This is a genomic window from Sphingobium cupriresistens, from assembly GCF_004152865.1.
GTDB lineage: Bacteria > Pseudomonadota > Alphaproteobacteria > Sphingomonadales > Sphingomonadaceae > Sphingobium > Sphingobium cupriresistens.
Genome location: NZ_SEOO01000008.1, coordinates 64,019 through 84,038 on the forward strand (window position 1 = coordinate 64,019; position 20,020 = coordinate 84,038).

The 20,020-nt window shown below is 64.3% G+C and carries 21 protein-coding genes, 1 tRNA gene and 1 pseudogene; 11 read left to right on the top strand and 12 right to left on the bottom strand.

Features of this window, described 5'->3' with window-relative positions; translation table 11 throughout:
- Position 1: 1 nt before the first annotated feature.
- The 4 genes and pseudogenes from EWH12_RS06875 to EWH12_RS06890 form a co-directional block, all read right to left on the bottom strand.
- Positions 2 to 589 (bottom strand): annotated as a pseudogene (locus tag EWH12_RS06875) (phosphatase PAP2 family protein); the annotation flags it as partial.
- On the bottom strand, positions 546 to 1,940 hold the full coding sequence (gene lpdA, locus EWH12_RS06880) for a dihydrolipoyl dehydrogenase (protein ID WP_129926116.1): 1,395 nt from the start codon (positions 1,938 to 1,940) through the stop codon (positions 546 to 548). The pseudogene EWH12_RS06875 and the gene lpdA, both read right to left, overlap by 44 nt.
- A gap of 29 nt (positions 1,941 to 1,969) precedes the next feature.
- Entirely contained in the window at positions 1,970 to 2,371 is a 402-nt protein-coding gene (locus tag EWH12_RS06885) for an acyl-CoA thioesterase (protein ID WP_066601756.1), read from the bottom strand.
- Positions 2,371 to 3,678: a pyruvate dehydrogenase complex dihydrolipoamide acetyltransferase gene (locus EWH12_RS06890; protein ID WP_066605231.1), complete on the bottom strand. Its 1,308-nt coding sequence runs from the start codon at positions 3,676 to 3,678 to the stop codon at positions 2,371 to 2,373. The genes EWH12_RS06885 and EWH12_RS06890 overlap by 1 nt, the downstream gene beginning before the upstream one ends.
- A gap of 184 nt (positions 3,679 to 3,862) precedes the next feature.
- Between EWH12_RS06890 and EWH12_RS06895 the strand changes: the two genes are divergently transcribed.
- Positions 3,863 to 4,318 carry a universal stress protein gene (locus EWH12_RS06895; RefSeq protein WP_066601754.1) on the top strand — a complete coding sequence of 152 codons (456 nt, stop codon included), beginning with the start codon at positions 3,863 to 3,865 and terminating at the stop codon, positions 4,316 to 4,318.
- A 15-nt stretch (positions 4,319 to 4,333) separates the two neighbouring features.
- On the opposite strand, the gene rnr is transcribed toward EWH12_RS06895, so the two are convergent.
- The 3 genes from rnr to EWH12_RS06910 all read right to left on the bottom strand — a co-directional run bounded on the left by rnr (position 4,334) and on the right by EWH12_RS06910 (position 7,696).
- The gene (gene rnr, locus EWH12_RS06900) at positions 4,334 to 6,691 is read right to left on the bottom strand and encodes a ribonuclease R (protein ID WP_066605229.1); all 2,358 of its coding nucleotides are present in this window, start codon (positions 6,689 to 6,691) and stop codon (positions 4,334 to 4,336) included.
- Positions 6,692 to 6,764: 73 nt separating this feature from the next.
- Positions 6,765 to 7,418 (bottom strand): MOSC domain-containing protein, encoded by a 654-nt coding sequence (locus EWH12_RS06905; protein WP_129926117.1) that lies wholly within the window; start codon positions 7,416 to 7,418, stop codon positions 6,765 to 6,767.
- A 59-nt stretch (positions 7,419 to 7,477) separates the two neighbouring features.
- Positions 7,478 to 7,696, bottom strand: coding sequence for a hypervirulence associated TUDOR domain-containing protein (locus EWH12_RS06910; protein ID WP_066601753.1), 219 nt, complete (start codon positions 7,694 to 7,696; stop codon positions 7,478 to 7,480).
- A gap of 185 nt (positions 7,697 to 7,881) precedes the next feature.
- Between EWH12_RS06910 and EWH12_RS06915 the strand changes: the two genes are divergently transcribed.
- From EWH12_RS06915 to EWH12_RS06930, 4 genes are all read left to right on the top strand, one after another.
- Positions 7,882 to 9,060 carry a glycosyltransferase family 4 protein gene (locus tag EWH12_RS06915; protein WP_129926118.1) on the top strand — a complete coding sequence of 393 codons (1,179 nt, stop codon included), beginning with the start codon at positions 7,882 to 7,884 and terminating at the stop codon, positions 9,058 to 9,060.
- A 27-nt stretch (positions 9,061 to 9,087) separates the two neighbouring features.
- Positions 9,088 to 10,404 (top strand): replication-associated recombination protein A, encoded by a 1,317-nt coding sequence (locus tag EWH12_RS06920; RefSeq protein WP_066601750.1) that lies wholly within the window; start codon positions 9,088 to 9,090, stop codon positions 10,402 to 10,404.
- Positions 10,401 to 11,255 carry a hypothetical protein gene (locus tag EWH12_RS06925; protein ID WP_242495970.1) on the top strand — a complete coding sequence of 285 codons (855 nt, stop codon included), beginning with the start codon at positions 10,401 to 10,403 and terminating at the stop codon, positions 11,253 to 11,255. The genes EWH12_RS06920 and EWH12_RS06925 overlap by 4 nt, the downstream gene beginning before the upstream one ends.
- A 27-nt stretch (positions 11,256 to 11,282) precedes the next feature.
- Positions 11,283 to 11,358 (top strand) — tRNA-Thr (locus EWH12_RS06930).
- A gap of 488 nt (positions 11,359 to 11,846) precedes the next feature.
- On the opposite strand, the gene EWH12_RS06935 is transcribed toward EWH12_RS06930, so the two are convergent.
- On the bottom strand, positions 11,847 to 12,287 hold the full coding sequence (locus tag EWH12_RS06935; protein ID WP_129926120.1) for a cupin domain-containing protein: 441 nt from the start codon (positions 12,285 to 12,287) through the stop codon (positions 11,847 to 11,849).
- A gap of 121 nt (positions 12,288 to 12,408) precedes the next feature.
- Here EWH12_RS06935 and EWH12_RS06940 point away from each other — a divergent pair, with 121 nt between their 5' ends.
- Positions 12,409 to 12,711: a glycine zipper 2TM domain-containing protein gene (locus tag EWH12_RS06940; RefSeq protein WP_066605227.1), complete on the top strand. Its 303-nt coding sequence runs from the start codon at positions 12,409 to 12,411 to the stop codon at positions 12,709 to 12,711.
- Between the two features lie 113 nt (positions 12,712 to 12,824).
- Here the strand turns inward: EWH12_RS06940 and EWH12_RS06945 are convergent, their stop codons facing one another.
- Together EWH12_RS06945 and EWH12_RS06950 are read right to left on the bottom strand one after the other, a co-directional pair.
- Positions 12,825 to 13,106, bottom strand: a complete 282-nt coding sequence (locus tag EWH12_RS06945) for a hypothetical protein (RefSeq protein ID WP_066601742.1) — start codon at positions 13,104 to 13,106, stop codon at positions 12,825 to 12,827.
- Positions 13,107 to 13,258: 152 nt separating this feature from the next.
- The gene (locus EWH12_RS06950; protein ID WP_129926121.1) at positions 13,259 to 13,666 is read right to left on the bottom strand and encodes an EVE domain-containing protein; all 408 of its coding nucleotides are present in this window, start codon (positions 13,664 to 13,666) and stop codon (positions 13,259 to 13,261) included.
- A gap of 105 nt (positions 13,667 to 13,771) precedes the next feature.
- Here EWH12_RS06950 and EWH12_RS06955 point away from each other — a divergent pair, with 105 nt between their 5' ends.
- The gene (locus EWH12_RS06955; RefSeq protein ID WP_129926122.1) at positions 13,772 to 14,719 is read left to right on the top strand and encodes an isopenicillin N synthase family dioxygenase; all 948 of its coding nucleotides are present in this window, start codon (positions 13,772 to 13,774) and stop codon (positions 14,717 to 14,719) included.
- A gap of 87 nt (positions 14,720 to 14,806) precedes the next feature.
- Here EWH12_RS06955 and EWH12_RS06960 read toward each other — a convergent pair whose 3' ends face one another.
- Entirely contained in the window at positions 14,807 to 15,190 is a 384-nt protein-coding gene (locus tag EWH12_RS06960; protein WP_066601738.1) for a dihydroneopterin aldolase, read from the bottom strand.
- 110 nt (positions 15,191 to 15,300) lie between these two features.
- Here EWH12_RS06960 and EWH12_RS06965 point away from each other — a divergent pair, with 110 nt between their 5' ends.
- From EWH12_RS06965 to EWH12_RS06980, 4 genes are read left to right on the top strand one after another with little or no spacing between them, the layout of a single operon-like run.
- Complete coding sequence (locus EWH12_RS06965; RefSeq protein WP_201785482.1) at positions 15,301 to 15,837, top strand: GNAT family N-acetyltransferase; 537 nt, start codon at positions 15,301 to 15,303, stop codon at positions 15,835 to 15,837.
- A gap of 42 nt (positions 15,838 to 15,879) precedes the next feature.
- Positions 15,880 to 16,446 (top strand): DUF1285 domain-containing protein, encoded by a 567-nt coding sequence (locus EWH12_RS06970; protein ID WP_066601736.1) that lies wholly within the window; start codon positions 15,880 to 15,882, stop codon positions 16,444 to 16,446.
- Positions 16,443 to 17,051, top strand: a complete 609-nt coding sequence (locus EWH12_RS06975) for a CoA pyrophosphatase (protein ID WP_066601733.1) — start codon at positions 16,443 to 16,445, stop codon at positions 17,049 to 17,051. Before EWH12_RS06970 ends, EWH12_RS06975 begins: the two co-directional genes overlap by 4 nt.
- Positions 17,032 to 18,243, top strand: a complete 1,212-nt coding sequence (locus EWH12_RS06980) for a CCA tRNA nucleotidyltransferase (protein WP_129926123.1) — start codon at positions 17,032 to 17,034, stop codon at positions 18,241 to 18,243. The genes EWH12_RS06975 and EWH12_RS06980 overlap by 20 nt, the downstream gene beginning before the upstream one ends.
- Here the strand turns inward: EWH12_RS06980 and EWH12_RS06985 are convergent.
- Positions 18,207 to 19,961, bottom strand: a complete 1,755-nt coding sequence (locus EWH12_RS06985; protein ID WP_129926124.1) for a putative bifunctional diguanylate cyclase/phosphodiesterase — start codon at positions 19,959 to 19,961, stop codon at positions 18,207 to 18,209. The genes EWH12_RS06980 and EWH12_RS06985 overlap by 37 nt on opposite strands.
- Positions 19,962 to 20,020: the final 59 nt, after the last annotated feature.

Sequence of the window (20,020 nt, forward strand, 5' to 3'; positions counted from 1 at the left end):
CGGTAACATCGCTGGGCCAATGGACGCCGAGCCAGACGCGGCTGACGCCGATCATCGCGATGATGGCAGCAGCGACGCCATAACCGGCGCGCGACCCCGCCAGCATCGCAATAGCGCCGAAGAACATCATGTTTCCTGCCGCATGGCCGCTGGGAAAACTATAGGTGTGGACGATGTCGAGATGGGGAAGCAGGTCGGGCCGCGGCGCGGCGAAAATCTGTTTCAGGCCAAGGTTGAGCAGCGTCCCGCCGGCGATCGTCAAGGCCAGCCATTGCGCCGCGCGCCACCGCCCAAACCATAACAATGGCAGCAGCGCCACAGCCAGCAACGCCATACGCCCTGCCGTTCCGCCGACCGCCGATGCCAGCCGCATGACCATGGTGACCGGGCCGCCTGTCGCCGTTTCCCGCGCCTGGCCGGCCGCGGTCATCAGCCCGACATTCACACCGTCGAGCCACCCTGCCCTTTGCGCCAGCGCGATCAGCAGCACGCAAAAAAGCGCGAGAGCTAAAGCCCCCGCGCCTTTCAGCATCGCTATGCGCCGATCAGATATGGAGCGCACGGCCATAAGCCGCCAGCACGCTTTCATGCATCGATTCCGAAATGGTCGGATGCGGGAACACGGTGTGCATCAGTTCCGCCTCGGTCGTCTCAAGGGTCTTGCCGATGGTATAGCCCTGGATCATCTCGGTAACTTCCGCGCCGATCATATGCGCGCCCAGCAATTCGCCGGTCTTGGCGTCGAATATGGTCTTGGTGAAGCCTTCCGCCTCGCCCAGCGCGATCGCCTTGCCATTGCCGATGAAGGGGAACATGCCGACCTTCACCTCGTAACCAGCTTCCTTCGCCTTGGCTTCGGTCAGGCCGACGCTGGCGATTTGAGGGTGGCAGTAGGTGCAGCCCGGAATGTTGCGCACGTCCATGGCATGGGGATGTTTGCCGGCGATGGCTTCGGCCACGATCACGCCTTCATGGCTGGCCTTGTGGGCCAGCCATGGCGGCGCGGTGACATCGCCGATCGCCCAAATGCCATCGACATTGGTCTTGCAGGTGGGGTCGGTGACGATATGGCCGCGCTCGGCCTTGATGCCCAATTCCTCCAGGCCGATATTCTCGGTGTTGGGGACGATGCCGACAGCAACGATGACATGGCTGTAATCGCCATGCACCACCTTGCCGTCCTTGCCCTTAATCGCGGCCTTCACGCCGTTCGCGCCGACTTCCAGCGTCTCGACGCCCGCGCCGGTCATGATGGTCATGCCCTGCTTCTTGAGCGCCTTTTCGAGAAAGGCGGAGACATCGGCATCCTCGACGGGAACGATCCGGTCCATCATTTCGACCACGGTCACGTCCGCGCCCATGTCGTTATAGAAGCTGGCAAATTCGATGCCGATCGCGCCCGAACCGATGACGAGCAGCTTGGCCGGCATTTCCGCCGGGGTCATGGCGTGGCGATAGGTCCACACACGCTTGCCGTCCGCCTTGGCGAAGGGCAGGTCGCGGGCGCGGGCGCCCGTGGCGACGATGATGTTCTTGGCGGTCAGTTCTTCGGTCTTGCCGTCCTTGCTGACGGACAGCTTGCCTTTGCCCAGCAGCTTGCCGTCGCCCATATGAACGGCGATCTTGTTCTTCTTCATCAGATGCGTGACGCCCTGATTAAGTTGCTTGGCGACGCCGCGCGAGCGCTTCACCACCGCTTCGATGTCGGCCGTGATATTGTCCGCCGCCAGGCCATAATCCTTGGCATGCTGCATATAATGAAAGATTTCGGCAGACCGCAGCAGCGCCTTGGTCGGGATGCAGCCCCAGTTGAGGCAAATGCCGCCCAGATTTTCGCGCTCGACGATCGCGGTCTTGAGCCCCAATTGGGCGCTGCGGATGGCGGCGACATAGCCGCCGGGGCCGGAGCCCAGAACGATGACATCGTAATTCTCAGCCATTGTCAGTCTCGCTTATTGTCTTGATAAAGTCACACGCCCGGCAGGGGCGGCACGGAACGGGGCTGGCGATCCTCACCGATCGCCACGAAGCTGAAGGTCGCGTGGGTCACGCGGTAGGACCGGTCGTCATGCCGGGCGCGCCGCCAGGCTTCGACATAGATTTTCATCGACGTACGCCCGACGGATTTGAGCGTGGCGAATACCGACACCTCATCCCCGACCACGACGGGACGCAGGAAGGTCATCCCTTCCACCGCGATCGTCACGGCGCGACCATGGCTGTGCCGGGCGGCGACGGAACCCGCCGCCGAATCCATCAGACTCATCAACCAGCCGCCGAAAATATCCCCATAGGGATTGGTATCGGTCGGCATGGCGATGACACGCACCGCCGGACTGATATCCGGCGGGGTTTCATCGACATAGGCCATCAGGCCAGCATACCGATCGGGTTTTCGACCAGTTCCTTGAAGGCCTTCATCAGGCGTGCGCCATCGGCGCCGTCGATCGCGCGATGGTCGAAGCTGCCGGTCGCCGACATGACGGTCGCAATCTGAAGCGAGTCATCGACGATATACGGACGCTTTTCACCCGCGCCGATCGCCATGATCATGGCCTGGGGCGGGTTAATGACGGCTTCGAACTGCTTGATGCCGAACATGCCCATGTTGGACAGCGACGCGGTGCCGCCCTGATATTCTTCGGGCTTCAGTTTGCCGTCCTTGGCGCGGCTGGCCAGATCCTTCATCGCGTTGGAAATGGCGGCGACGCCCTTGCCGCCCGCGTCCGTGATGATCGGGGTGATGAGGCCACCGGGGATCGACACGGCCACGCTAACGTCGGCACGTTTGAACTGGAGCATCTGGTCGCCGGCGAACTGCACGTTGCACTCAGGCACCTGCTCCAGCGCGACGCCCAGCGCCTTGATGAGCAGGTCGTTGACCGACAGCTTGACCTTGCGGCTTTCCAGACCGGCATTGAGTTCGCCGCGCAGTTTGAGCAGCTTGTCGAGCTGAATATCGACGGTCAGGTAGATGTGCGGCACCTGCTGCTTGGATTCGGTCAGGCGGCGCGCGATCGTCTTGCGCATACCGCTGAGCTTGACGACTTCGTGCGGAATGCCGAAATCCTGCGCGGCGGCAGCGACCGGGGCGGGCGCAGGAGCCGCGGCAGCAGGCGCGGGGGCAGCGCTCGGCGCGACTGCACCGGGCTGGGCACCTTCGATATCCGCCTTGACGATGCGGCCGTTAGTGCCCGATCCAGTGATGCTGGCCAGATCGATGCCCTTCTCTTCCGCCAGGCGGCGCGCCAACGGGCTGACCTTCACGCGGTCGTCCGATGCGACCGAAGGCTTGGCCGCCGCGGCCGCCGCCTTGGGCGCGGTATCCGCCTTGGGAGCCGATGCGGTGTCTGCCTTGGCGGGGACAGGGTCCGCCTTGGGCGCGGGAGCGGCGTCCGCCTTGGCGCCGCCAGCGGCGACGGTCGCGGCGTCTTCACCCTCTTCGGCGATGATGGCGATGACGGTGCCGACCTTCACGCCTTCGGCCCCTTCGGCGATCAGGATCTTGGCGATCACGCCTTCATCGACCGCTTCGAATTCCATCGTCGCCTTGTCGGTTTCGATCTCCGCCAGCAGATCGCCGGACGATACCGTGTCGCCCTCCTTGACCAGCCATTTGGCCAGCGTCCCTTCCTCCATGGTCGGGGACAATGCGGGCATCTGGATCGTCTTGCTCATGCTTTCGGGCCTCTTCTTGGCTTTACGGCTTTGGTCATTTTGATGCCCGTTTTCACCCATTCGCCGGATCGGTCAAGCGACGCCTTGTCAGAGGGGCTTTTATCCCCCACATTTCACCATTATGGTTAGTCGGGCGCTTTGACCGACTACTCACGCCATAAATTACATGCAGGGGCGATAAGAAGTGCGGACATATCTGGTTGTTGTGGACGAATCGCCTGAGGCGGAAACCGCCTTGCGCTTCGCCGCGCGGCGCGCAGCCAAGACCGGCGGCGCGGTCCGCATCCTGGCGTTAATCCCCCCGGCCGAGTTCGTGCAGTGGGGCGGCGTCCAAGCCACGATGGAAGACGAAGCGCTGCAACGCGCCGAGGCGCTGGTGACGAGCGCGGCCGGCACGCTGACCAATGAATCAGGCATCCGTCCCAGCATTACCGTGAGACAGGGTGAGGCGGTCGCTGTCGTGCGCGGCACGCTGGAGGAAATGGACGATGTCGCGGCGCTGGTGCTGGGCGCTGCCGCCAGCGGGAATCCTGGCAAGCTGGTGACGCATTTTGCAGGCGCGGATGCAGGCAAGCTGCCCTGCCCGCTCATGATCATTCCAGGCGGACTGGACAGCGAGGCGATCGACCGGCTGAGTTGATTTTCCGTCGACGTTTTACCGCTTATGCTTGCCGCGCTTTGCGCCCTGGTGGCGGATATTGATCGGGCGACCGCGGTGGGCGCCGGGCCGGGTGCGATCACGCTTCATCGGGCCGCTGCGGGGCGCGGGATTGTCGGGCAGTTCAAAGCGTAGCGAGCCGTTGATCGGATCGGCTTCCGCCAATCGCAGTTCCAGCCGCTGGCCGACCGTGTAGCGATCGCCGCTTTCGACGCCCTGCAAGGCCTTGCCCGCTTCGTCATAAAAGAAATGTTCGGCGCCCATGGTGGACACCGGCACCAGTCCGTCGCCGCCCAGCCCGTCGACCGTGGCGAAGAAGCCGAAATTCTGGACCCCGGTGATGCGCGCCTTGACGATTTCGCCGACATGGGCGGACAGGAAGGCAGCAACATAGCGATCGACGGTCTCACGCTCCGCCTCCATCGCGCGGCGTTCATGGCCGGAGATGAGTTCGCCGACCCGGCCCATATTCTCGTAATCGTCCTGGCTGAGCGCGGTGCGATCCGGGATCGTCCCGCCCTTTTGCGCGGGCAGTTCCAGGCTGTAGGCGCCGACCAGGGCGCGATGGACCAGCAGGTCCGCATAGCGGCGGATGGGCGAGGTAAAATGGGCGTAGCTGCCCAGCGCGAGGCCGAAATGGCCCATATTTTGCGGGCTGTAATAAGCCTGGGTCTGGCTGCGCAGGATCTGGACCATGATCTGCTCCTTCTCCTCCGACTCCGCGATTTTGCGGATCAGCGCGTTGAAGGTCGATGGGCGGATGACCTGACCAAGCGCGAAATCCATGTCGAAGGTGGCGAGATAGTCTTTGAGCGCGACCAGTTTTTCGCGGCCCGGCGCTTCATGCACGCGGTACATGACGGGGGCCTTCTTCGCCTCCAGCGCCTTGGCCGCCGCGACGTTCGCCGCGATCATATAATCCTCGATCAGCATATGGGCGTCGAGCCGTTCGCGCACCGCGACGCTGACGATCTTGCCATGCTCGTCCAGCACCACGCGGCGTTCGGGCAGGTCGAGCGCCAGCGGATCGCGTGCGTCCCGCGCCTTGCGCAGCAACGACCAGCAGGCCCAGAGCGGCTGGAGGGCAACGTCCAGAAGCGCATCCGCTTGTTTGCGCGAAGGCGTCGGCGTTGCGTCGTCTTCCGCGCCGTCGATCGCGGCCTGCGCATCTTCATAGGCCAGCACCGCCGCGACACGGATCACGGCGCGGGTAAAGCGCCAGGCGGTGACCTTTCCGTTCGCATTGATGGTGAGATGGCAGGCCATCGCCGCCCGGTCCTGCCCGGCACGCAGCGAACACATGTCGGACGACAGGTCGTGGGGGAGCATCGGCACGACCTGGTCGGGAAAATAGACGCTGTTGCCGCGCTTGCGCGCTTCCTTGTCCAGCGCGCTGCCGGGCCGGACATAATAGCTGACATCGGCGATGGCCACGATCGCCTTATAGCCGCCGGCATTGGCGTCATCGTCATCCGGGATCGCCCATACCGCATCGTCATGGTCGCGAGCGTCCGACGGATCGATCGCCACGATCGGCAGATGGCGCAGATCCTCGCGCTTGTCCTCATGCAATGGCAGGGCGGAGGCGGTGATCGCTTCCTCCTCCACCCGCTCCGGGAAGACATGGGGGATGCCATGCTTGTGGATCGCGATCAGGCTGAAGCTGCGCGGGGCGAAGGGGTCGCCGAGAATGTCGGTGACGCGGGCGGCGATGCGCGGCGGGCGGCCATGGGGTTCGGCCAGCACCAGGTCGCCGGGCTTGGCGTTGCCGACGTCGCTGATCGGCGTATCCTTGCGGACGCGCTTGTCGACCGGGCGGAGCCATAGCTTGCCGTCGGCCATCACCTCCACCACGCCCAGCAATTCCTCGCTGGCCTTGGCGAGCTTCTTCATGACGTGGGCGACATAGCCGCGCCCGGCTTCCTCGGTGCGGGCTAGGATGCGGTCGCCGATGGTCAAGGCGCCGCGTTTGCCGCGTTCCAGCACGCGCAGGCGGGGCGCGGGCTGGCCTTCGGCTTCCCACCGTTCGGGCGTGGCGATCAGGGTCGTGTCATCGACATCGACGATGCGCAGCACCGTGACCTTGGGCACGCCGCCCATCTTGTGGAAGGCGCGCGCGGGGCCAAGGTCGATCAACCCTTCATCGGCCATATCCTTGAGCAACGCCTTGAGCGCAATCTTTTCCTGCCCCTTGAGGCCGAACGCCTTGGCGATCTCGCGCTTGCCGGCGGGTTGGTCGGAACTGGTGATGAAGTCCATCACCGCGTCGCGGGTCGGGAAGCCGGCGGGCCGGACCTTGGTGCGCACCGGGGCGCGAGGGGGGGCGGATGCTTTGTTCTTGGGGGTCGATGCCATGGACCAGTTATAGGCAGGCGCCACGCCCGACGCCAGCGCTATGGCAGGCCATACAGGCGCAATGTCAGCATTCCTACGCCGCCAGTTTGCGCGCCCTCTCCCGCCAGGCTTCCGCCAGCAGCGGCATGTTCGCCAGCGCGCGGACGGCGTCGGGCTCGTTTCGGTGGCCGCCGGCGATCAATAATTGGAATATCCGCGCGATGCTCCAGCCGGGCAAGGGGCGTTCGAGCAATTCCATGCGCGTGCCGGATGCCGCCTCCCCCTGCCGGATGACGCGGAAATACAGACCGCTGCGGGCGGTTTTGACGATCGTCGCCATAACGTCGCGCGCGCCGAAGCGATGATCGAGCTTCCAGCAAGGCTGGCGGCCATGGCTGACCTCCACCACCGCGCTGCCCAGCGAGAAACGATCGCCCAGGAAAATATCCGCCTCCGTCATCCCGCGCGAGGCAATATTTTCGCCGAAGGCGCCGGGCGCATCAAGCAGCGGATGGTCGGGCTTGCGGTCCCGCCACCAGCCATAATGATCCTGAGGGTAGAGATGGATCGCCTTGTCCCAGCCGCCATGATGGATGGGGTCGGCCACCGCGTCATGTTCGAACCCGTCCCATGTGACACGGACGGGGCCGGTAACCGGTCGTTTGGCGATGGCGCTGTAATCGCCGTTACGAAAGGGCGCTGGCGTGCCGACCAGCAGCGCGTCGATGGTCATGAAGGGCGTCGTCATGTCGACCCTCATGCCATGACCGCAGGCCAGGCGCGATGGCCGGTTGAGGGGGAAAGGCGTTAGCTGTCGCTCAGTTCCGAACGCAGCTTGAGCACTTCGCCGCCGCTGTCGGCCCGAATGAGATAGGCGGGATCGCGCGGCGAGCCGTTGCGGCGGATCAGCGACCCGTCGATGGTGCGCTCGACATGGCGGTCGAACCGTTCCGCAATGCGCCCCCGGCCGACGCCCTGTCCCCAGTTCCACTTGACCCGCGATCCTTTTCGGAAAGTCTCGGTCATGGGCATCCTCTCCTTTACTGGGCGCATCCTGCGCCGGCCGGTTTCATCACGAACAATCGGCATAATTCCCAGTGACTTGACTGGTTCCATCACATCTTTGCAGCAGCGTAAATTATCCTGCAACGGCGATATTCCGTCGATTGTCCGCTGTTTCGCGGCAGACCTTTATAGTCTAAGGGGCGGCGATGGATGCTACCGGCCTGCGCGTCGCCCTGTTCAGCGGCAATTATAATTATGTGCGCGATGGCGCGAACCAGGCGCTCAACCGCTTCGTGACCTATCTGCTGCGGCAGGGGGGGGCTGTGCGGGTCTATTCACCAACGACGGCGACCCCCGCTTTCGCACCGGCCGGCGACCTGGTCAGCACGCCGTCCTTCCCGGTGCCGGGGCGCAAGGAATATCGGGTGCCCCATCGCATGTCGGCGCAGGTGCGCCGCGATCTCAAGGCGTTCGCGCCCAATATCGTGCATCTGTCCAGCCCAGATCCGCTGGGCCATCGGGCATTGAGTTGGGCGCGCGCGCGCGGGCTGCCGACCGTGGCGTCAGTGCATACGCGGTTCGAAACCTATCCGCGCTATTATGGGCTGGCCTTTCTGGAGCCGCTGATCGAATCGATCCTGCGCCGCTTCTATCGCCGCTGCGACGCGATCGTCGCGCCATCCGAATCGATGGCGCAACTGCTGCGCGATCAGCGGATGAACTATGATGTCGGCATCTGGACACGCGGCATCGACCGGGAGATTTTCCATCCCGGCCGCCGCGACCTGGACTGGCGGCGGTCGCTGGGCATCGCCGACGACGCGCCCGCCATCGGCTTCATCGGCCGGCTGGTGATGGAAAAGGGGCTGGACGTCTTTTCCGACGCAATCGACCAGCTCGCCGCCCGGCAGGTGCAGCACAAGGTGCTGGTGGTGGGCGAAGGCCCGGCGCGCGAATGGTTCCAGAACCGGCTGCCAGACGCGGTCTTTACCGGCTTCCAGAAGGGGGCGGACCTGGGCCGTGCAGTCGCCAGCATGGACATGCTGTTCAACCCGTCGGTGACCGAGACGTTCGGCAATGTCACGCTGGAGGCGATGGCGTGCGGCCTCCCCACCGTCGCGGCGCGGGCCACCGGCAGCGAGAGCCTGGTCACGGACGGCGTCACCGGGCGGTTGATCCGCCCCGGCGCGATTGGCGCCTTCGCCGATGCGCTGCAAGCCTATTGCATCGATGACGGCGCGCGGCAGGCCGCGGGCGCAGCGGCGCAGCAGCGGGCGGAGCGCAATGGATGGGACCAGGTCAACCAGGCGCTGGTCAACACCTATCTGCGCGTCATCCGCCAGCGCGCCCAGGGGCTGGCGCCGCGATCCAGCCCGGTTCCATAATCTGCGCCACACCCTATATCGGTAGCGATGGCCGACCTTTTCGCTCCCGATGATCTTCCTGCTGATGGACCGGCGGACACCGCGCCCCTCGCCGACCGGCTGCGCCCGCGCACGCTGGCCGATGTGGTGGGACAGGAACATCTGACCGGGCCGGATGGCGCGATCGGCCGGATGGTGGCGGCCGGGCGGCTGTCGTCGATCATATTATGGGGGCCGCCCGGCACCGGCAAGACGACGACGGCGCGGCTGCTGGCCGATGCGGTGGGGATGCGCTTTGCCCCGATATCGGCGGTATTTTCGGGCGTGGCCGACCTCAAGAAGCTGTTCGCGAGCGCCAGGGACCATGCCCGGCGCGGCGAGAAGACATTATTGTTCGTGGACGAGATCCACCGCTTCAACCGGGCGCAACAGGATGGTTTCCTGCCCTTCGTCGAGGATGGGACGGTGACTTTGGTCGGGGCGACGACCGAAAATCCGAGTTTCGAGCTGAACGCGGCCCTGCTGTCGCGGGCGCAGGTGCTGATCCTGCGGCGGCTGGACGCGGCCGCGCTGGAGCAGTTGCTCGACCGGGCCGAGGCGCTGACGGGGCGGCCGGTGCCGATCGACGCCGCCGCGCGCGAGGCGCTGGTGGCGAGCGCGGATGGCGACGGGCGGTTTTTGCTCAACCAGGTCGAGACGCTCTATGCGATCGACATCCCCGAACCGCTCGATCCGGCCGGCCTGTCCGCCCTGCTCCACCGCCGAGTCGCGGTGTATGACAAGGACCGGGAGGGGCATTATAATCTCATCTCCGCGCTGCATAAGTCGCTGCGCGGATCGGACCCGCAGGCGGCGCTCTATTATCTGGCGCGGATGCTGACGGCAGGCGAAGAGCCGCTTTATGTGCTGCGCCGGTTGGTGCGCTTCGCCACCGAAGATATCGGCCTCGCCGATCCGCAGGCCGTGGTGCAGTGCCTCGCCGCCAAGGACGCCTATGATTTCCTGGGATCGCCCGAAGGCGAATTGGCGATCGTCCAAGCGTGCCTCTATTGCGCGACCGCGCCCAAGTCGAACGCAGCCTATGCGGCGATGAAGGCGTCGTTCAAATCGGCGCGCGATACCGGGTCACTGATGCCGCCGATGAACATCGTCAACGCCCCCACCAAGCTGATGAAGCAGGTCGGTTACGGCAAGGGCTATCAATATGACCATGACGCGGCGGATGGCTTTTCCGGGGCCAATTACTGGCCGGACGAGATGACGCCGCAGATTTTCTATGCGCCGACCGATCGTGGGTTCGAGGCGCGGATCGCCGAGCGCATCGCCCATTGGGACCGGTTGCGGGCGGAACGCGCGAGCGGGTGACGCGGTTCGGGCGGTTCGCCGCGATCGACTGGTCGGGCGCCAAGGGCGCGCGGCACAAGGGGATTGCAGTGGCGCTGTGCGAGGCGGGCGATGCCGTGCCGCGGCTGGTGGCGGCGCCGGGTGGTATCTGGTCGCGGCAGGCGGTGGCCGACTGGCTGGTCGGGGCCGGGCGGCAGGCCCCTACCCTGTTCGGCTTCGATTTCAGCTTCGCGCCGCCCTTCGTCGCGCGGGGCGGCTATCTGCCGGGCGATCGGGTGCCGGAAGACGGCCCCGGTTTCTGGGCCTATGTCGATGCGATCTGCGAGGATGCGGACCTGGGCGCGGCGAGCCTGCTGGAAGTCGCGCATCGCCGCCATTTCTATTTCGGCAAGGCGGATGGGGTGAAGGCCGCTTTCATGCATAATCGTGTCTGCGAGGCGCGGTACAAGGCGGGCGGCGGAGGCAAGCCATCGACCGTCTATGACGCGATCGGCGCGGCGCAGGTGGCCAAGGCCAGCTTTGCCGGGATGCGGATGCTGCATCACCTGCGCGGCAAGCTGCCCGTGTGGCCGTTCGATCCGCTGCCTGACGCAGGATCGGCGGTGGTGGAAATCTATACCAGCATCGCCGCGCGCGCGGCGGGGCGGCCCAAGGGGCGCAGCAAGATGCGCGATGCGGCTGCGCTGAACGAGGCCCTGGCGGCGTTGGGATCGGCCGCGCATGACGGCCCGATGCCCGACGATCATGGCGCGGACGCGATCGTCACCGCTGCCTGGATGCGCCGGGCCGCGGCTGAACCGGCCATGTGGAAGCCCGCGATGCTGACGGCGCAGATTGCGCGCACTGAGGGCTGGACGTTCGGCGTCATCTGATAGTAAGGGCGTGCGTCCGAAAGGCACGCCGGCTTAGCTCAGTTGGTAGAGCACCTGATTTGTAATCAGGGGGCCACGGGTTCGAATCCTGTAGCCGGCACCATTTTAAAATCGTTGCGGACCATCAAGCCGTTGCCGCCGCCCAAACGCAAAATGGGGGCCGGCATTGCTGCCGGTCCCCACTTACGTCGGGTCATGCGATCCGCGTCCCTTGCAGGATGCGATCATCGGCCCGGCGTATCCTGAACGTCATCTTCGGGCGAAGATGGCCATACAGGCTGTGCTTCGGATTCTAGGCCAAGGGCCGCCTTTCCGATGCTGGCTGCTTGCTTCCGATGCCCGACGTTCACTTTCGCGCGTACCCGGCAATGGTCCCAAACATCCCGTCCGCCTGCCCGGCGCCGTCCTTGCGAACATTGCCTGCTAGCGAACTATCGATAAGGTGCAAATCACTGATTTCTCGGTGATTTTGGATCTGGATCGCTCCGTCTCCGCCGTTTCGATAACTGGATCGTCTCACCATCGGCGAGTCGCTCCAAGCGAAATCGGAAGGATTTGTGACGGAGCGGATCGCAAATCTGTGGATAAGTTTCAGCCCGGCGGCGACCAGTCCGGCGGCGCGAGGGAAAAGCCGGCAAAATCAAAGCCTGGCGTGACGGTGCAACTGACCAGCGTCCATCCGCCGTGCGGCGTCGATGCCTGCCAATGATGGGCCGGCACCCAGCCTTGCGGCATCTGGCCATCAAATATGTCCGGCCCCAGCAGCAGATCGCAGGCCGGGCCACCAGGCGGTGCGATCGAGAGGATCAAAGGTGCGCCGGCGTGCCAGAACCAATGTTCATCGGCATCGACACGGTGCCAGTGTGAGCGCTCATGCGCCTCCAGCAGAAACAATATCGTGGTGCCGCCAGCGCGCTGCCCAAGGCCAGATTCGGCGCGCCATGTCTCCCGATACCACCCGCCTTCGGGATGCGCGGCAAGGCCCAGCCGTTCGATCAGCGCCCGTCCATCCCGCTCGTCGTCCGCTCGCATCCGTTTACCTCAAAATTTATTGCCCCGGAAACAGTTGCTTAGTTTGTTGCCTGACGTTCATGCAACCTCGATCAAGGTCAACGGGTTCAAGCGACAAATCACGCTATCGGAGGAGATACTCATGCGTAAAGCTCTACTCGCCCTGGCCGCCGTTTCGCTGGCCATTCCCATGTCCATGGCGGTGCCGACCGACGGCGCGCAGGCGCGTAAACATTATCGGTACAAGGAATGGCGCGGTCGCGACGGCCGGACCTATTGCCGCAAGTCGAACGGCACTACCGGCCTGATCGTCGGCGGCGTGGGTGGCGCGCTGGTCGGCCGGGCGATCGATACCCGCGGCGACCGTGCGACCGGCACGATTCTCGGCGCTGCCGGCGGCGCCCTGCTGGGCAAGGAAATCGACAGCAAGCGTCGCTGCCGTTGAGCCGGCGTGCCGGCGGCGATTGCAATAGCTGCCGGCTTCGACTGCTGCGAATGAACAAAAAAGGGACGGCATCCCGTCGGATGCCGTCCCTAACTTTTTGCCAGCCTGACGGCTTATTCCGCGGCGGCGCCGCGCGCCTCTTCAACCTTGAAGGCGACCGGCTGACCACCCGACACACCCGAAACCTTGCCATTCTTGACGGCCAGGTTGAACGCGACGGCATCGGGGAAGCGACGGCCGGAAATGACCTTGCCGGCCTTGGTGTCCTTCACCTTATACACGTAGGTATAGCCCTCGTGGGTGAAGCGCTGCTTGCCGGCTTCTTCAGCCTGGGCGGGAGCGGCAATGGCGACGATGGCGCTCAAGGCGCCGGTGACAATGAACTTCGACAGCATTCGCATGGGTAAACTCCTTGTGAATGCCGATCAAACACCTCTTGTTTTTCTTGTTTTGTTGAGGGCGCTTCTATGTTGCGGCGCGGCAGAGCCACAATCGCAAAAAGTGCCGTTCCAGTTGCATCAAGTGCAATCACGCCAGAGCGCGCGGATCAAGCCTTTGACATTGCTACAATATGGTCGAAATGCGCCTTGCTCAGCGGCGCGACGGAGAGCCGCGATTGCCGCAGCATCACCATGTCGGACAACGTCGAATCGGCCTTCATCGCCTTGAGCGACACCGGTTTGGCGAGTTTTTCATGCGGCGCGACATGGACGGCGATCCACTTCCCGCTTTCGTCGGTGCTGTCGGGCGCGGCTTCTTCGACGATCGTCATGATGCCGACCGCCTCAAGCCCGATATTGCTGTGGTAGAAAAAGGCCAGATCGCCCTTGCGCATCGCCTTCATATGGCCCTGCGCGGCATGGTTGCGCACCCCGTCCCATTCGGCCTTCCCTTTCCTGACGAGATCGTCATAGGAAAAGACATCGGGCTCCGATTTCATCAGCCAGTAGTTCATTTTGCCTCCTTGCAACAGCGTCCCGGCGCGATCAAGGATGGCGTCATGCACGGGCCGCCCCATATGCAGGGCATGACCCCGACAAATGATATTTGGAGATAAGACGTGTCGCAAGCGGTACTGGATCAGGTGCCTGTCCTGTCCATGGAGGCAATGAGCAAGGCGGATTTCGCGGAAGCATTCGGCCGATCCTTCCAGCAGTTCGGCTTCGCCATGGTGAAGGACCATGGCATGGACCAGGCGCTGGTCGATGACGGCTGGGCGCTGGCGCGGCGCTTCTTCGCCCTGCCGGAGGATGTGAAGCAGCGCTATAACGCCAAGGGGAATGGCGGGCAGCGCGGCTATACCGCGTTCGGCACCGAAATCGCGAAGGGCGCGAGCGAGAACGACCTGAAGGAATTCTGGCATGTCGGCCGCGACCTGCCCGACGGCGATCCGCTGGCCGCTACGATGCCGCCCAATATATGGCCCGATGAAATGCCGACGTTCGAGCCGGTCTTCGCCAGGCTCTATCGCGAGTTCGATCGGGTCGGCGCGGAATTGCTGTCGGCGATCGCGCTCTATCTCGGCCTGCCCGAACGCTGGTTCGACGGGCCGATCGACAATGGCAATTCGATCCTGCGGCTGCTCCATTATCCGCCAGTATCGCCGCAGGCGCCGGGCATCCGCGCGGGGGCGCATGAAGACATAAATCTCATCACGCTGCTGCTCGGCGCGGAAGAAGGCGGGCTGGAGCTAAAGGATCGCGGCGGCAACTGGCTGCCGGTGGTGCCACCGCCCGGCGCGCTGGCGATCAATGTCGGCGACATGCTGCAACGGCTGACCAACCATCTGCTGCCGTCGACCAGCCACCGCGTGGTCAACCCGCCGCCGGAGCGGCGCGGCCATTCGCGCTATTCCATGCCCTTCTTCCTGCACCTGCGCCCCGATTTCATGATCGACGCGCTGCCGCAATGCGTGAACGAGGAGAATCCACGCCGCGATCCGCCGATCAGCGCGCATGATTATCTGACCGAGCGGCTGATCGAGATCGGGCTGATCAAGAAAGGCTGACGTCGTTCGCTTAGAACCCAGTCGAGAAGCAGGTAACGGAGCGCTTCCCGTTTCTCGACAGGCTCGAAACGAGCGACGGTTGGCGCGTTACTTCCGGCCGCGGCCCAGGGTGATGCCGATTTCCTCGCCGCGTTCGGACAAAGCGAGCTTCACGATCTTCACCTCGACATGGCTGACCTTGTCGTCCTGTAGAAAGATGGTGTCGATGATATGGTCTGCCACCGCTTCGATCAGCGTGAAGTGCATGCCTTCGGGCAGCGCGGTCGAGGCGGCGTGCTTGAGGTCCATATAGTTTTTGGATTGGCCAAGCGCCGTGTCCGGCTCGTAATGATCGGCGATTCGCAGGCGGGCGCGGATGGAGATGCGCAGCGGCTGGGGGAGATGCGTCTCCTCCGAATAAATGCCGGTCAGCACGTCGACATGGAGGTTGTTAACCTCCAGCGTCAGAAAATCGTCAAATCCAGTCTGCATAACTCGCCAACTCAGACCCGTTCCGTGCCGTGCGGGCGGGCCAATTTAATCTTTCATTTTACAAAGCGGGCGCTAAAGCCCCGCTTCCGGCGCTGCCCCATGCGCCATTGATGGCGGATCGGCAAGACGTGTCTCACATTGTTCCCCTGGACAGCCAGCCCGATGCGGCGATCGAGCAACTGCTCGACGCGGCGTTCGGCGCCGACCGGCACGGACGCACGGCCTATCGCATCCGCGACGGTATGCCCTGGTTGCCCGCCCTTTCCTTCGCCACCGTCGATGCCCAAGGCGCGCTGATCGGGTCGCTGCAAAGCTGGCCCGTGGCGCTGACGGATGAGGATGGCGCGCAAATCCCGCTGATCATGGTGGGGCCGGTGGCGGTCGATCCTGCGCATCAGTTTGGCGGTCATGGCCGGGCGATGATGGACGCGGTGGTCGCCGCCGCGCGCGCGCAGGGCAGCGAGCCGCTGATGATGATCGGCGATCCCGAATATTATGGCCGTTTCTGGGGCTTTGTCGCGGACGGCACGGCAGGCTGGGACGCGCCCGGCCCGTTCGAGCCGCGCCGGTTGCTGGCGCTGTCGATCGATGGTCGTCCCGTCGGCGGAAGCGGGATGCTCGGTCCCAGAATCGCCGTCGCGGCCTGATTTACCCTTTGCCTTCGGGCGAGAGGCTCCTATCTCCGCCCCATGCCGATGGAGCCCCTGCCCGACCTGTCCACCCTCTCGCTTGCCGATATCGCGCGGCTGGCTGCCGAAAAACGCCTGCCGCCGGTCGAGAAATGGAATCCCGACCATTGCGGCGACAGCGAGATGCGGATCGCGCGCGACGGCACCTGGTTTCATCAGGGATCGCCGATCGGCCGGGAAACGATGGTGCGGCTCTTCTCCTCCATATTGCGGCGCGAGCCGGACGGCAGCCATGTGCTGGTGACGCCGGTCGAGAAGCTGGACATCGCGGTCGAGGATGCGCCCTTCGTTGCGGTCGAACTGAAGAGCGAAGGCGAAGGCCGGGGCCGCACCCTCGCCTTCCGCATCAAAAATGGCGACATCGTGACCGCCGGGCCGGACCATGGGCTGTGCCTGCGCGAGACGCCGGATGGGCCGCATCCCTATCTGCATGTGCGCGGCGGAATGGAGGCGCTGGTGGCGCGCAGCGTCTATTATGAGCTGATGAACCTGGCGCTGGAGGAAGACGCCGAGCGCATCGGCCTGTGGAGCGACGGCGCCTTCTTCCCGCTGGACGGGGCGGCATGACGCTGGCGCAGCGGTTGCGCGCCGCGCTGGAAGAAGGGCACAGGCGCGAAGATCTGGCGCCCGACGATATGCGCGATCCGCGGATCGACGGAGAGATTGCGCTGGCGCCCGCGGCCGTGCTGGTGGCGATCACCGACCGAGCGGAACCCGGCCTGATCCTGACCGAGCGATCGTCGCGCCTGCGCAAACATGCGGGCCAGATCGCCTTTCCGGGCGGCCGGGTGGATGCGGGCGACGCCGACGAGATCGCCGGGGCGCTGCGCGAGGCGCAGGAGGAAATCGCGTTGCCGCCCGACCGGGTGCAGGTGATCGGGACGTCCGATCGCTACCACACTTTTACCGGCTTCGACATTATCCCGGTGCTGGGCGTCATTCCGCCCGACCTGCCGCTGCGCGCACAGGAAAGCGAGGTTGCCGACTGGTTCGAACTGCCGCTCGCTTACGCGCTCGATCCCGCGCGCCGGGTGCGCCATGCGATGGAATATGAGGGCAGGCAGCGTCATTATTACGAGATATATTGGGAAGGCCGCCGCATCTGGGGGATTACCGCCGCCATTCTCGCCAACCTCTCGCGCAGGCTGGGCCATGACCATATACCTGCCTGATGCCGAATGGCGCCATCGCCCCGGTCTGGACGGCCTGTTCACCGCGCTGGAGACGGCGGAGGGCAAGGCGCGTTTCGTCGGCGGCGCGGTGCGCGACGGGCTGCTGGGCCTGCCGGTCAATGATCTGGACATCGCCACGACGCTGGGCCCGCAGGACGTGGTCGATCGGCTGAAGCGCGCGGGGATCAAGGCGGTGCCGACCGGGATCGACCATGGCACCATCACCGCCGTCCTGCCCGACGGGCCGGTCGAAATCACCACGCTGCGCCGCGACGTCAGCACTGACGGGCGGCGCGCTACCATCGCCTATACGGACGACTGGCGCGAGGATGCGGCGCGGCGGGATTTCACGATCAACGCCCTTTACGCCGATCCGTTGACCGGCGCGATCAGCGATTATTTCGGCGGGATCGCAGATCTGGAGGCGCGGCGCCTGCGCTTCATCGGCGATGCATCGGCGCGGATCGCCGAAGACCATCTGCGCATCCTGCGCTATTTCCGCTTCCTGGCGCGCTATGGCGACAACGAGTTGGACAGTATCGCCTATGATGCGTGCGTCGCCGCAGCCAACAGCCTGATGGCGCTGTCACGCGAGCGAATCGCGGACGAATTGTTGAAATTACTGGGTGTCGCTTCGCCGATCCATGCGCTGAGCCTGATGGTGGAGGGCGGCATATTGCGCACGGTGCTGCCGGAAGTGGATGCGGCCGGGATCGCGCGTATGGATCGGCTGATGGCGCGGGAGGCGGAGGCCGGGATCGGCGCGTCCGCGTTGCGGCGCCTGGCTGCGCTATTGCCGGCTGATGCGGCGCTGGCCGATTCGGTGGGTGCGCGGTTGAAGCTGTCGAACAAGGCGCGCAAGCGGCTGGTCTTGGCATTGGAGCAGGCGGCGGGGATCGAACGTCCGCGCGCGCTCGCTCATCGGATCGGCGTCGAAGGCGCAACCGATCGGATGCTGCTCGACCCTGACAGGCCGCTCGCGACGCTTGAACAGTTGCGGGACTGGACCCCGCCCGCTCTGCCGATCGGCGGCGGAGCGCTGATCGCGCGCGGCCTGACGCCCGGCCCGGATGTGGCCAAGGCGTTGCGTGCGGTGCAGGACCAATGGGTGGCGGAAGATTTCCCCGATTCGAACCGCGTCGCGGGGATCGCGGATCAGATCGTCTCGAAATTCCAGCGGGCGCGCCAATAGTCGAAGGCTTCCGCTTCGGGCATCGGCTTGGCGAAATGATAGCCCTGCCCCTGCCAGCAGCCCATCTGCTGGAGCGCATGGGCCAACGCCTGCGTCTCGATCCCCTCGGCGGTAACCTTGAGATTGAGCGATTCAGCGAGTGACAGGATCGTGCGGACGATCACCGCCTTGTCATGATCCTCCAGCATCGTGGACACGAAGCTGCGATCGATCTTCAATATGTCGATCGGCAGGCTGTGCAGGCTGGCGAGGTTGGAGAAGCCGGTGCCGAAGTCGTCCATCGCGATCGGCATCTGCAAACCTTTCAGCGCGACGAGCAGCTTCCGCGCCTTGTCAGGATCGGCGATGATCGCGCTTTCGGTGAGTTCGGCGGTCAATCGGTGGCCGGCGATCCCAGCATAGCGCAAAGCCTCCTCGAACATGGAAGCGACGTCGTCGCGCGCCATCTGGATCGGGGAAAGATTGACGTTAACGCCCACGGGCAGCGGCTGGCCGAATTTCGCGTCCCAGCGCGACAGCGCCTGGGCCGCCTCATAGGCCGCCCAGCGACCCAGCGGGGTGATAAGGCCGCTTTCTTCCGCAACCGCGATGAATTCGACAGGGGGAACATGACCCAGTTCCTCGTCATGCCAGCGGGCGAGCGCCTCGAAGCCAGTGACCTCACCAGTTTGAAGATGGATGAGCGGTTGAAAAGCGAGGGTCAGTCCGCCTTGGGCCAATGCTTCGCGCAGACGGCTTTCGATAGAAAATCGCCGCTGCGCCTCCTTGAGCACGCCATTGCGGTATATCTCGACCTTGCCGCTGCGTTTGGCGATCTTTACCGCCGCCTGCGCCTTGCGAACGACATCGTCGGGATCATCGTCCAGATTGAGCGAGAGAGCGCAGCCGATTGCGCAATCGACGCGGATTTGAAGATCGCTGAGGCGGATCGGCGAGCTGAGCGCCTCCTTGATCCTCTGAACGATATGAAGAGCGTCTGATAAGCCATTGTTTAAGCGCGCAAAGATGGCAAAATCATTGCCGCCGATACGGGCCAGCACGTCGCCTTGGCGCAAGCTGGATTTCAGGCGCTTGGCGACGGTGATCAGCAGTTCGTCGCCCGCCATCGGACCAAGGGATTCATTGACTCGGCTGAAGCGACTGAGATCGATCGCGATGATGCCGAACTGGGCCTTGTCAGGCCAGACCGTATTGGCCAGACGATCGTCAATCTCTTCACCAAATCCCGTGCGATTGGGCAGCGCGGTCAAGCCATCCGACAGCAGTTCCCGACGGAGATTTTTTTCGATCGTCCGTTCGCCGGTCCGGTCGGTGGCGGTGAAGAGATAATGTTCGGGGCGCCCGTCGGCCGCGGGCAGGCGACCGATGGTGCACATGAAATATTCCGGCCCAAGTTTGCCGTCGCGACGCAATTCGAAACTGTCCGAATCGCGTCCAGACCGGATAAAATTGCTGGCGCGCTCGCGCCATGCCGCGGCGACGCTAGCGGCAGCTTCGCCTCGTTCGGCTTGCAACCTGAAAGCCTGAGTAAAACGCGCATTTCCGCGCATAAGGTTTAGACTATTGTTTTCGAATGAGAATACAGCAGCAAGCTGGGGGAGAGCCTCCAGCCATTGCGCCATGCCGATGGCGTGTTCAGGATGCGGGGCATCGTCCCCCCCCAAGGGGGAGGTGCTGGCCTTTTTGACCGGCAAACTGCGCACCGACGTCGATTCCATACCCCCGCTGTATCGAGAAGGAGTAAATTTTCGGGAAACGCTGACCGCCGCAATGGACA